12 protein-coding genes are annotated in these 12181 nt (G+C 72.9%); 5 read left to right on the forward strand and 7 right to left on the reverse strand.

The window, feature by feature from the left end; all coding sequences use genetic code 11:
• Nucleotides 1–54: 54 nt before the first annotated feature.
• Nucleotides 55–495, reverse strand: coding sequence for a hypothetical protein (locus ASG80_RS10435; RefSeq protein ID WP_056730286.1), 441 nt, complete (start codon nt 493–495; stop codon nt 55–57).
• A gap of 45 nt (nt 496–540) precedes the next feature.
• On the opposite strand from ASG80_RS10435, the gene ASG80_RS10440 reads away from it, so the two are divergent.
• The 3 genes from ASG80_RS10440 to ahcY are packed head-to-tail and all read left to right on the forward strand — an operon-like array spanning nt 541 to nt 3706.
• The gene (locus ASG80_RS10440; RefSeq protein ID WP_056730289.1) at nt 541–756 is read left to right on the forward strand and encodes a DUF3499 family protein; all 216 of its coding nucleotides are present in this window, start codon (nt 541–543) and stop codon (nt 754–756) included.
• Nucleotides 753–2186 carry a phosphomannomutase/phosphoglucomutase gene (locus tag ASG80_RS10445; protein WP_056730292.1) on the forward strand — a complete coding sequence of 478 codons (1434 nt, stop codon included), beginning with the start codon at nt 753–755 and terminating at the stop codon, nt 2184–2186. Before ASG80_RS10440 ends, ASG80_RS10445 begins: the two co-directional genes overlap by 4 nt.
• A 44-nt stretch (nt 2187–2230) precedes the next feature.
• Entirely contained in the window at nt 2231–3706 is a 1476-nt protein-coding gene (gene ahcY / locus ASG80_RS10450) for an adenosylhomocysteinase (protein ID WP_056730923.1), read from the forward strand.
• A gap of 40 nt (nt 3707–3746) precedes the next feature.
• Here the strand turns inward: ahcY and ASG80_RS10455 are convergent, their stop codons facing one another.
• Nucleotides 3747–4589, reverse strand: a complete 843-nt coding sequence (locus ASG80_RS10455) for an RDD family protein (RefSeq protein WP_056730295.1) — start codon at nt 4587–4589, stop codon at nt 3747–3749.
• A gap of 17 nt (nt 4590–4606) precedes the next feature.
• Here ASG80_RS10455 and ASG80_RS10460 point away from each other — a divergent pair, with 17 nt between their 5' ends.
• Nucleotides 4607–5602, forward strand: a complete 996-nt coding sequence (locus ASG80_RS10460; protein WP_056730297.1) for a stage II sporulation protein M — start codon at nt 4607–4609, stop codon at nt 5600–5602.
• Nucleotides 5603–5658: 56 nt separating this feature from the next.
• Here the strand turns inward: ASG80_RS10460 and ASG80_RS10465 are convergent, their stop codons facing one another.
• From ASG80_RS10465 to ASG80_RS10485, 5 genes are read right to left on the reverse strand one after another with little or no spacing between them, the layout of a single operon-like run.
• Nucleotides 5659–6996, reverse strand: coding sequence for a DUF58 domain-containing protein (locus ASG80_RS10465; RefSeq protein WP_056730299.1), 1338 nt, complete (start codon nt 6994–6996; stop codon nt 5659–5661).
• Nucleotide 6997: 1 nt separating this feature from the next.
• On the reverse strand, nt 6998–7972 hold the full coding sequence (locus ASG80_RS10470) for a MoxR family ATPase (RefSeq protein ID WP_056730301.1): 975 nt from the start codon (nt 7970–7972) through the stop codon (nt 6998–7000).
• Complete coding sequence (locus ASG80_RS10475; protein ID WP_056730303.1) at nt 7969–9228, reverse strand: DUF4350 domain-containing protein; 1260 nt, start codon at nt 9226–9228, stop codon at nt 7969–7971. Before ASG80_RS10475 ends, ASG80_RS10470 begins: the two co-directional genes overlap by 4 nt.
• The gene (locus ASG80_RS10480; RefSeq protein ID WP_082590123.1) at nt 9225–9890 is read right to left on the reverse strand and encodes a DUF4129 domain-containing protein; all 666 of its coding nucleotides are present in this window, start codon (nt 9888–9890) and stop codon (nt 9225–9227) included. The genes ASG80_RS10475 and ASG80_RS10480 overlap by 4 nt, the downstream gene beginning before the upstream one ends.
• Nucleotides 9881–11260, reverse strand: a complete 1380-nt coding sequence (locus ASG80_RS10485) for a hypothetical protein (protein WP_235508270.1) — start codon at nt 11258–11260, stop codon at nt 9881–9883. The genes ASG80_RS10480 and ASG80_RS10485 overlap by 10 nt, the downstream gene beginning before the upstream one ends.
• A 236-nt stretch (nt 11261–11496) precedes the next feature.
• Between ASG80_RS10485 and mtrA the strand changes: the two genes are divergently transcribed.
• A complete protein-coding gene (gene mtrA, locus ASG80_RS10490) occupies nt 11497–12177 on the forward strand; it encodes an MtrAB system response regulator MtrA (protein WP_056730308.1) in 681 nt (226 codons plus the stop codon).
• Nucleotides 12178–12181 lie beyond the last annotated feature (4 nt).

A 12181-nucleotide genomic window follows, 5' to 3' on the forward strand; every position in this document is an offset into this window, starting at 1 on the left:
GGCGCCGCGCCGTCCTGCGACCCTCGCGGGCCCCGGCCGGAGGTGCGGGGTACGTCAGAGGTGCCGGTACCGTCCGGGTGCGAGCTCCCACGGATCCTTGTCGAGGAGCTCGGCGACCGCACGGAACACGCAACTCTCGATGAGGAGCTTCTCATCTCGGTCCTCGCCCTCCTGGAGCCTGAGGAACCGCACGATCGGGAGCCGGTAGAACGTGATGCGCCGCTCGTCGTGCACGACCTTCCAGCGGTCGACATGGTCGCCGTGGATGGCCTCGGCCGGGCCCTGCGCCACCTCGAACACCACGCCCTCGAGCTCGGGCCACAGGCCGCGCAAGTATGCAGCGGTGGTGGCGATGGTGAAGTCGAACTCGTCGATCCGCGTGCGGATGGGCTCGAGGTGCGGCCCCGTCACGGCCGACCGCATGCCGCGGCCGTGCCGGTCCCGGGCGAGCCGCCTGGGTGAGCGAGGCGTGGCGACACGACGAGATCGGGGCATACCCTCCATCGTAATCTCCGCGCCGCTCGCTACTCTGGTGGAGCCATGAGACGTTGCTCCCGAACCGCGTGCGCCGCCGAGGCGGTTGCGACACTCACGTTCGACTACGCCGACTCCATGGCCGTCCTCGGTCCGCTCTCGCTCACCCCCGAGCCGCACGGCTACGACCTCTGCAGCCGGCACGCTGAGCGCACCTCCGCCCCGGTCGGGTGGCAGGTCGTGCGGCACGTCTGGCTCGGTGAGGTAGGTTTCAAGGCATGACTCCCGCTCCACCCTCCGAGGCTCGAGCGCGCCTCGACGCGATCGTGAAGGCCTACGACGTCCGCGGAATCGTGGGCGAGGGCCTCACGGAGCAGGCCGTCGAGGCGCTCGGCGCCGGGTTCGTCGACGAGGTCGGCGCCACCGGGGGTCGCGTCGTCGTCGGCCACGACATGCGCGACTCGTCGCCCGGCTTCGCGGCGGCATTCGCTCGCGGCGCCACGCGGCGCGGTGCCGACGTCGTGGCGATCGGCCTCTGCTCGACCGACGAGAGCTACTTCGCGTCGGGGTGGCTGAACGCGCCGGCCGCCATGTTCACCGCGAGCCACAATCCGGCCGCGTACAACGGCATCAAGTTCTCACGTGCGGGCGCGCAGGGCATCTCCCTCGACACCGGCCTCGCGGCGATCCGCGACCGTGCGGGCGACTACCTCGAGCAGGGCATCGCGGATGCCGCGACGCCGGGTTCGGTCACGACCGCCGACGTGCTCGCCGACTACGCCGGCTACCTCCGCTCGCTCGTCGACCTCGGCGGCATCCGACCCCTCAAGATCGTGGTCGACGCCGGCAACGGCATGGGCGGCCTCACGGTGCCGGCGGTGCTCGGCGAGGCGGCGAGGCTGCCGGCACTCCCGCTCGAGGTCGTGCCCCTCTACTTCGAGCTCGACGGCACGTTCCCGAATCACGAGGCGAACCCGCTCGAGCCCGCCAACCTCGTCGACCTCCAGCGCGCGGTCGTCGAGCACGGCGCAGACCTGGGTCTCGCCTTCGACGGCGACGCCGACCGCTGCTTCGTCGTCGACGAGCAGGGCGGTGCGGTCAACCCTTCGGCCGTCGCCGCGATCGTCGCCCTGCGCGAGATCGCACGCGTGCGTGCCGCCGGAGAAGACGACATCGCGGTCATCCACAACCTCATCACCTCACGGGTCGTGCCCGAGACCATCGAGGCGGCCGGCGCCACGCCGGTGCGTACAAGGGTCGGGCACTCGCTCATCAAGGACCGCATGAAGGAGACGGGTGCGGTGTTCGGCGGCGAGCACTCCGCCCACTACTACTTCCGCGACTTCTGGGGTGCCGACAACGGCATGCTCGCCGCGATGCACCTGCTCGCCGAGTTCGGTGCGCAGGATGCGCCGCTCTCCGAGGTCGCCGCCCGGTTCACCCCCTACGCGCTCTCCGGTGAGATCAACTCGACCGTCGACGACGTGCCGGCCGCGTACACGCGCATCGTCGAGGCGTTCACGGGCCGCGCCGACTTCGACGAGTTCGATGGGCTGACCGTCATGGGCGTCACGGCCGAGAGCGAACCCTTCTGGTGGTTCAACGTGCGCCCGTCGAACACCGAGCCGCTGCTGCGGCTGAACGTCGAGGGCGCCGACGTCTCCACCATGACGGCGGTTCGCGACGAGGTGCTCGCCCTGATCCGGAGCTGACCGGGCCGACGCGACGGCGTGCGAAGCCTGCCACAATGGTGGGCATGGATGCGCCTGTCACCACCCTCCCCTTCAAGGTCGCCGACCTCTCGCTCGCCGAGGCCGGTCGCCACCAACTCCGCCTCGCAGAGAACGAGATGCCGGGGCTCATGGCGGTCCGTGCGGAGTTCGGCGCATCGAAGCCGCTCGCCGGCGCGCGCATCGCGGGCAGCCTGCACATGACCGTGCAGACCGCCGTGCTCATCGAGACGCTCGTCGCGCTCGGCGCGCAGGTGCGCTGGGCGAGCTGCAACATCTTCTCCACCCAGGACGAGGCCGCCGCCGCAGCGGTCGTCGGCCCCGACGGCACCGTCGACGACCCCAAGGGCGTGCCCGTCTTCGCCTGGAAGGGCGAGACGCTGGAGGAGTACTGGTGGTGCACCGACCGCATCTTCGACTGGAGCCCGGAGGCCGCCGAGGCCGGCGCCGACTGGGTCGGCCCGAACATGATCCTCGACGACGGCGGTGACGCGACACTGCTCGTGCACCACGGTCGCGAGTTCGAGGCGGCCGGCGTCGTGCCCGAGGCCACGGATGCCACGAGCCACGAGTTCCGTGTCGTGCTCGACACGCTGCGCCGCTCGCTCGAGCTCACCCCCGACCGCTGGACCCGCATCGCCGCGGAGCTCAAGGGCGTCACCGAGGAGACCACCACGGGCGTGCATCGCCTCTACGAGCTGCACGCCAGGGGCGAGCTGCTGTTCCCGGCGATCAACGTGAACGACTCGGTCACGAAGTCGAAGTTCGACAACAAGTACGGCATCCGGCACTCGCTGCCCGACGGCCTGAACCGGGCTACCGACGTGCTCATGGGCGGCAAGGTCGCGTTCGTCGCCGGGTACGGCGACGTCGGCAAGGGAGCAGCAGAGGCGCTCCGCGGCCAGGGAGCCCGCGTCATCGTCTCCGAGGTCGATCCGATCTGCGCGCTGCAGGCGGCCATGGACGGCTATCAGGTGTCGCGTCTCGAGTCGGTGCTCGGTGAGATCGACATCCTCGTCACGGGCACCGGCAACAAGGACGTCGTGCGCGTCGAGCACCTGCTCGGCTTGAAGCACCTCGCGATCGTCGCGAACGTCGGGCACTTCGACAACGAGATCGACATGGCGGGGCTCGAGTCGCTGCCGGGCGCAGAGCGCGTCGAGATCAAGCCGCAGGTGCACGAGTGGCGCCTGCCGACGGGGCGCAGCGTGCTGGTGCTCAGCGAGGGACGCCTCATGAACCTCGGCAACGCGACGGGGCATCCGTCGTTCGTGATGTCGAACTCGTTCACGAACCAGGTGCTCGCGCAGATCGAGCTGTGGACCCGGCCCGATGCGTACCCGGTCGGCGTGTACGTGCTGCCGAAGCACCTCGACGAGAAGGTCGCGCGCCTGCACCTCGACGCGCTCGGCGTGGAGCTCACCGAGCTCAGTCCCGAGCAGGCGGCGTACATCGGCGTCAGTGTCGACGGGCCCTACAAGGTCGACCACTACCGGTACTGAGCGGTCACGGATGCCGCGAGCCCGCGGCATCCGCTCGGCGTCACCGTTCGGGGAACCCCACCGGCGTCGCCTGGAGCACCGGGGCGAGCGATGCGACGCGCGCGTCCGCGAGCCGGAGCGCCGCGAGGTCGCGTTCGCGGCGGAGCGCCACGACCGCGGCCAGGAACCGCTCGGGCGCGGCGTCGGGCAGCGGCGACACGAAGGGCGCGACCTCGCCGGCGAGGGATGCCGCGACACGGGCCCGGCTCTCGGGCACGAGGTGCTCGACGTTGACGAAGAACGACGCCACCCGGCGCGCGAGCGGGTCGGGCATTCGGGCGACGTCGGCGGTTGCGGCCCAGCCGACGAGTTCGGGCGGCACGCCGAACGCCGTGGACGGCAGTTGCGGCACCCGCTCGACCTGGGCATGGGTGCCGGCGAGGATGTCGCCGAGGCGCTTGGACGACGGGTTCAGGAAGCCGACGAGCACGGCGAGCCCGCCGAACGTGAGGTAGATCTCGACGACGCCGGTGAGCGCCCGGATGAACGCGTGCCGGAAGCCGATGGCGCCGCCGTCGTCGCGCACGACGCGCAGGCCCATGGCGAGCTTGCCGAGGGATCGTCCGCGCGAAGCGGTCTCGACCGCGGTCGGCAGCACCACGATGCCGCAGACGATGGTCGCGACGAGGATCGCGCGGAACGCCGCCTCGTCGGCGTCGAGCCCCGCGAGCGCGAGCAGCACCGCGACGATGAGCAGCACCGACACGAGCACGTCGATCGCGGCGCCGCCCGCCCGGATGAGGGCGCTGGCCGGTCGCACGTCGAGCGCGACCGCCTCGCCGGTGACGAGCCCCTCTTCGTCGAAGCGAGCGGCCCTGCTGCGGGCGTCGTTCGCGGGGGCCATGGCTAGTATTCAAGCAGATGGACCTCGACGCGCTCGCCTCCGCCCGGCACGACGACTGGGAGCGGCTCGACGCGCTCGCAGGGGCCCCGCGACTCGACGGCGCCGAGGCCGACGAGCTCATCGAGCGCTACCAGCACGCGGCATCCGATCTCTCGCTCGTGCAGACCACGGCGGGATCGACCGCGCTCGGCGACCGCCTCTCGGTGAGCCTCGCGCGGGCGAGGCTCAGGTTCACGGGAACGCCCGAGAATCCGCTGCGGCAGTTCACGCGCTTCGCATTGGTGAGCCTGCCCGCCGCCCTGTACCGCCTGCGATGGCTGACGCTCGCGGTCGCCGTCGTCACCGTCGTGGTCGCCGCGCTCTCCGCGTGGTGGATCGGCGGCGACCCGCGCGTGCTCGCCTCGCTCGGCACCGAGGAGGAGTTGCGGCAGCTCGCCGAGGAGGGCTTCGTCGCCTACTACTCCGAGAACCCTGCCGCGTCGTTCGCCGGCGCGGTGTGGACGAACAACGCCTGGATCGCTGCGCAGTGCGTGGCGTTCGGCATCCTCGGCGTATGGGTGCCGTGGGTGATCCTCCAGAACGCGCAGAACCTCGGCGTGACCGCCGCGATCATGTTCGCCTACGACGAGGCCGACACCTTCTTCCTCTACATCGCGCCGCACGGCCTGCTCGAGCTCACGTGCGTGTTCGTCGCCGCGGCTGCGGGCCTCAGGATCTTCTGGGCATGGGTGGCGCCCGGTCCGAGGACGCGTGGCGCAGCCCTCGCCGAGGACGCTCGATCGCTCTTCAGCGTCGCGATCGGGCTCGTCTTCTTCCTGTTCGTCTCGGGGCTCATCGAGGGATTCGTGACGCCCGCGCCATTGCCGTGGCCGGTGAAGATCGGCATCGGCGTCGCCGCCCTGGCGGGGTTCCTCGCCTACATGCTGGTGCTCGGCGGGCGCGCACGGCGTGCGGGCGAGACGGGCGACCTCGTCGAGTTCGACGCGGGCGSGAGCCGTATCACGTCGGGCTGAGGGCCGCGCGGACGCCAGCCGGCTCGCCGAACCGCCGAACCGCCGCACCAGCGTCGTCAGAGGCGGCCGGCCGCCTTGAGCTCGAGGTACGTGTCGGCGAGTGCCGGCGGAAGCTCGTGCGGCGGCGCGGTCACCGTGAGGGCGCCGAGCCGCCGGATCGCGGCGGCCACGCGTTCGGCGTCGAGGAGACCCCGCTCGGCGGCGGCCGCGGCGTAGACCTCGTCGAGGGAGCCCCGTTCGCGGGCAGCCGCGACGAGCGCGGGATCGGCGACGGACGCCACCACCACCGTGTGGCGCGCGGTGAGCTGCGGCAGCACCGACAGCAGGCCGCGCGCGCTGCCGGGGGAGTCCGCCGCCGTGAGGAGCACCACGAGTGCGCGGCGGCTGGTGGCGCGGCGCACGTGCCCGGGCACCGACGCCCAGTCCGCCTCGATGAGCTCCGCCTCGATGCCCGCCATCGCGTCGACCATCCGGGCGAGCAGCTCGGGTCCGCTCGCGCCGTGCACCCGACCTCGCACGCGTCGGTCCCATGCGAGGAAGTCCACGCGGTCGCCCGCGTGCGAGGCGAGCGCAGCGAGCAGGAGCGACGCCTCCCACGCCGTGTCGAGCCGCGGCTCGTCCGCGATGCGCGCGGCGGCCGTGCGCGAGGTGTCGGCGACGATCACGATGCGGCGGTCGCGTTCGGGTCGCCACGTGCGCACCATGAGCCGCATGCCGCCGGGCACCTCGAGGTCCATGTGCCGCGCTGTGGCGCGCCAGTCGATCGAGCGCACGTCGTCGCCGCGCACGTACTCGCGGATCGAGTCGAACTCCGTGCCCTGTCCGCGGATGAGCAGGGGGGTACGGCCGTCCAGCTCGCGCAGGCGCGTGAGCCGCGACGGCAGGTGAGCCCGGGAGTGGAACGGCGGCAGCACCCTGAGCCGGCCCGGGGCGGCGAGGGTGGCCTGGCGGGACCACAGCCCGAGCGGTCCCGAGGAGCGGATCGTCACCTGCTCGGTGCGGCGGTCACCGCGGCGCCACGGCGTGAGCCGCAGGGACATCCGGCGCCGTTCGCCCGGCGGGATGCGCAACGGCGTGCGGTTGGCACCGGCGACCCCGGCTGACGGCTCCCAGCCGTCTCGGACGACCGCCCGGAGCATCCGGCGCCCGACGTGCTGCACGGCGAGTTCGGCCGTCACCGTCTCACCGAGCCGCACCCGGTCGGGCAGGGTGCGCGTGAGGATCACGCGTCGCGGGGACGCCGCGAGCGAGAGGTCGAGCACGCCGGCGCCCACCGCAAGCGCGAGCCAGCCGAGGAGCGCGAGCCAGGCCTCGCTCGCCCCCTGGATCCCCGCCACGACGACTGGGACGACGCCGAGGGCGACGAGCAGGGCGAACCGTCCGGAGACCGCCATGTCAGAGCGGCACCTGCACCTGCTGGACGATCGACCGCAGCACGGCGTCGACCGAGACGCCCTCGAGCTCGGCCTCCGGACGCAGCAGCACGCGGTGCCGCCACACGGGTAGGAGCATCGCCTGCACGTGGTCGGGAGTGAGCGAGTCGTAGCCGGTGAGCCACGCCCACGCCTTGGACGCGGCGAGCAGGCCGGTGCCGGCCCGCGGGCTCACGCCGAGTCGCATCGACGGGCTGCGTCTCGTGGCGCGGGCGAGGTCGACGAGGTAGGCCAGCAGATCATCCGACACCCGCACGGTCGCCGCCGCAGCGCGCGCCGCGGCGAGCTCCTCGGCGCCCAGCACCTCGCTCACCCCCGCCGCGGCGAGATCATGCGGATCGAACCCGTCGGCGTGGCGCCGGAGCAGCGACACCTCGGCGTCCCGCTCGGGCACCTCGAGCACGAGTTTCATCAGGAACCGGTCGAGCTGCGCCTCGGGCAGCGCGTAGGTGCCCTCGTACTCGATCGGGTTCTGCGTCGCCGCGACCATGAAGGGATCGGGCAGCGGCCGGGTGACGCCGTCGGCCGACACCTGACGCTCCTGCATCGCCTCGAGCAACGCCGACTGGGTCTTCGGCGGCGTGCGGTTGATCTCATCGGCGAGGAGGATGTTCGTGAACACCGGGCCCTCGCGGAAGGCGAAGTCGCCCGTGCGCGGGTCGTACGCGAGCGAGCCCGTGACGTCGCCGGGCATGAGGTCGGGCGTGAACTGCAGGCGGCGGGTATCGAGCCGCAGGGTGCGGCTCAGGGTGCGAACGAGCAGGGTCTTCGCCACGCCCGGCACGCCCTCGAGCAGCACGTGCCCGCGCGTCAGCAGGGCGATGATGAGGCCGGTCACGGCACCGTCCTGGCCCACGACGGCCTTGCCCACCTCGGTGCGCACGCGGTTCAGCGCGGCGCGCAGCTCCTCGTGGGTGGTCGCGATCGTGTCGGTCATGGTCGCCTTCCTGTCGGGTCGGTGCGGTCGGTGTGCGGCCGCACGGAGGCGGCGACGTCGTGCTCGAGCCGTTCGAGCTCGGCGGCGAGGTCGACGAGGTCGCGGTCGCCGGCGGGCTCCGCGCCGACGAGCAGCCGGGCGACGGATGCCGCGTCGCGGCCGGTCGCGGCGGCGGCGGCATCCGCGACCGCGTCGACGGAGGCGGATCGGGGGAGCTTCAGCACCGCGGAGATGCGGCCGATCGCGCCGATGCGCAGCTGGTCGAGCGCATGTCGGCGCGCCGCGCTGCGGGCGTACAGGCGCGCCCTGCCCTGGCTCGTCTCGCCGGCGGGCACCTGCACCGGCAGCCGCTCGACCACGAGCGGGCCGAATCGGCGCCCCCGCCACACGCCGGCCGCGATCACGGCGGCGATCGCCAGCACCAGCACGGGGCTCACCCAGCCGGGGGTGAGCTCGGCGAGGCCGGGGGCCCCTGCGCCGTCGGCGTCGCCCGGGCCGGGGAGGTACCAGACGAGCTCGTCGGATGCCCCGAGCAGCCCGATCGCGAGCGCGGCGTTGCCCGCCTCGTCGACGTGCTCGTTCTCGAACACGGTCGTCGCCGCCACGAGCGCGACCTCGCCGCCGGATGCACCGGGCCCCGTGACGAGGGCGTAGCCGAACCGGCCGTCGCGGAAGCAGCCCTCCCATCCCGCTGCGGCCGCCTCGTCGTCGACCGTGAGGAGTCGCTGCCCGTCGGACAGCTCACCCGCGCGCTCGGCGGCCCTGGTGCCGCAGGCCACGTCATCGAGCGGGCCGCTCGCCGCACCGGCGAGGCGCACGCCGGACGCGATCCCCTCGAGCGTCGTGAAGGCGGGCTCCGCGACCACGAGCCGGTCGGCGGCCGCGCTGAGCTCGTCGAGCCGGTCGGCATCGAGCACCGCGAACTCGTCGTAGAGGAGGATGGTGGCGCCCCGACGAGCGCCGGCGACCGCGTCGTCGGCCGTCCCCGCCGCGGTCACCGCCACCCCGTGGTCGCGCAGCACCTCGACGAGTGCCTTCGATCCCGCAGGTCCGGCGTTGTCGGCGCCGAGTACGGGGCCCGGCGGGCGGAGGCCGCCGCCTTGGATCGCCAGCAGGAGGAGTGCCCCGAGCACGAGCACCGCCGCGATCACGATCCACGCCCGCCGTCGCCGCAACTGCTCCCGGACGGTGGGCGTGATCGATCGCGCCGTCGCCGGGGCGGCCTCGGCGACGTCGGGCGGGGCGGTCGTGGTCATGCACGCACCTCGTCGACGTCGGCCGGCTCACGTGCTGGCGTCGTGGCAGCGAGCGCGTGCTCGAGCCGGGTCAGCTCGTCGTAGCGCTCGCGGGAACCCGGACGGCCGAGGTACCGCACCGCGTCGAAGTCGGCGGCGGCCGAGTGCAGCGCCGCCGCGTGCCCGGGGAACGGGACCCCCGCGGCATCCGCGACCCCACGAGCGGTCGTGCCGGGATGCACCCGCACCAGGTCGCGGTCGACGATGCCGCGGACGATGGCCCTGAAGCGTTCCTCGATCGCGAGCGGCCAGTCCTCGGCCAGGGCGGCTGCGGCCGCGGCAGCGCGGAGCGTCGCCACGTCGCGCCGGTCGTGGTCGTCGAACAACGGCGCGACGGCGCGTCGACGGCGGCGGAGCCTCGGCAGCCCGAACACGAGGAGGCCGACGACGACGGCGGCCGCGACGGCGAGGACGACGAGCAGCGCGAGCAGCGGACCGGGGATTCCCGGCGCGTCCTGGAACAGGCCCAGGAACCAGTCGCGGATCGACTGCATCGCGAGGTCGAAGGCGTTCGGCTCCGCGTTGCGGTACTCGGGCTTCGCGAGTTCGTCCTGCACCCACCGGCGTGCGTCCGGCGCGTCGGGGTCGAGCGGCGGCGTCTCGAGGAGCGGGTTCAGGACCACGTCGCGAGGCGCGCTGTTCCGGCGCCGGTCGGCGCGGCCGACGCCTCCGCCGCGCCGGATGGAGCGCCGTACGGGTCGCCGACGGGCTGCCCGCCCTCGCGCAGCTCGACGTACCGTTGGAGTTCGAGGTCGAGGCCCTCCCTGCGCATGCGCAGGTCGATGTAGATCACCGCGACGAGCGCCGCCTGCACCACCGCCGTGATGGCTCCGATGAGGATCGACAGGATGAGGGTGATCACCGTGGTGATCACGGTGATCGTCAGCGCGGCCTCGGTGCCGGCTCCCGTGGGATCCACGATGAGCGCCAGGATCGTCCCGATGAGCGAGACCGGCTGCACGACGACCTGCGCGGCCACGTTCAGGATCACGGCCACGAGGAGCAGCACGCCGAACGTGCGCCAGTAGAAGCCGTCGGTCAGTCGCCAGGAGCGTGCGACGGCCGTGCGGATGCCGGTGTGCTCGAGCACGATGACGCTCGGCACGAGCGCGAGCTTCACGCCGACCCAGAAGCCCAGCACGACGAGGCCGAGTCCCAGGAGCACGGCGACCACGATCCCGACCGCGAGCCCCACCGGGGAGATCGACGCGGCCAGCAGCACGATGAGGACGAGGAGCGCGAAGGCCGCGAGCAGGGCCGCCGCCACGAGCACCGTCCAGCCGATGAGCGGCCAGATGCGCTTCGCGGCGCGCTTCCACAGCGCCCCGAAGCCGAGCCGGCCGCCGACCGTGCCGCTCGCGACGTCGACCACCATGACACCCTGCAGGAACGCGCTCGCGATGATCGAGAGTGCGATCGGCACGAGCATGAGCAGGAGGAACCCGCCCACGGTGCCGGAGAGGATCGCGTCGGCGTCGGCCTCCGTCGCGGTCCCGAGCCGCGAGAAGGTCATCACGAGGAACGGCACGACGACCGCAGCGCTCGCGACCGCGGACACGAGCTGCACGACGAGCCCGCTGCCGAAGGTCGCGGCCGGATTGCGCCGCAGCGTGCGGAACGGGGCCCACAGCAGCGTGCCGAAGCCGAGTGGACGCAGGGGGAGGAGGCCGGGCTTCGGCGGGGGCGTCCAGCCGCCCGCCGCGGGCGGCGGGTACGCGCCGGGGTCGGCGAACGACGGCGCGCCGTACGGTGTCCGGCCGTACGTCGGCGGTGGTCCGTATCCGGGCTGGCTGTAGGCCGGCTGCCCGGCTCCCGGCCGGCCGTCGGCCGGCTGCCCGTAGACCGGCGCCTCGTACTCCGGCTGCGCGGGCGCCCCCGACGGGTCGGGCGGGGGCACCGGCGGCGTCCCGGCGCCGTTCGGTGCCGCCGCGGCATCCGCGCCGCTCGGGCCCGGCGCCGCTCCGCCGGGTGCCTGCCAGTCGTGATCGGACACCTGCATGCGCTCCTTCCGGCGGGGTGTCCCCATGCTCGCACATTCGCGTCGGACGCGGCATCCGTCGTGCGACGGACCGCCATGCTCGCGTGGTGGCGCGGCCGTCGGCCGACGCAGGCGCCGATGGGCGTGCAGTCGGCATCCAGCGCGCTTCCGGGCGTCTCACGGGCTCGAACGACTACAGTGGAGCCACTGCCATCGGCCCGCCCGTGCGGGCCCCGACGGAAACCGAACGGATGACCCCACGCGTACTCGTCGTCGACGACGACACGGCCCTCGCGGAGATGATCGGCATCGTGCTGCGCACGGAGGGGTTCGATCCGGCGTTCTGCGCCGACGGCGCCTCGGCGCTCGCCGCGTTCCGCGAGTCGAAGCCCGACCTCGTGCTGCTCGACCTGATGCTGCCCGGCATGGACGGGATCGAGGTGTGCGGGCGCATCCGCGCGGAGTCGGGCACGCCCATCATCATGCTGACGGCGAAGACCGACACCGCCGACGTCGTGAAGGGCCTCGAGTCGGGCGCAGACGACTACATGGTGAAGCCGTTCAACCCCAAGGAGCTCGTCGCGCGCATCCGCACGCGGCTGCGACCCGCGCCCGATCCCGTGGTCGAGACGCTCGCCGTCGGCGACCTGACCATCGACGCAGCGGGCCATGAGGTCCGTCGCGGCGACGAGCGCATCAACCTCACCCCGCTCGAGTTCGACCTCCTGCTCACCCTCGCCTCGAAGCCGCAGCAGGTGTTCACCCGCGAGATGCTCCTCGAGCAGGTGTGGGGTTACCACTACAAGGCCGACACCCGGCTCGTGAACGTGCACGTGCAGCGGCTCCGCGCGAAGGTCGAGCACGACCCCGACAACCCGCGCATCGTCATGACCGTGCGCGGCGTCGGCTACCGGGCCGGCGCGACCACGTAGGCCG

The organism is Agromyces sp. Soil535, assembly GCF_001428255.1.
Classification (GTDB): domain Bacteria; phylum Actinomycetota; class Actinomycetes; order Actinomycetales; family Microbacteriaceae; genus Agromyces.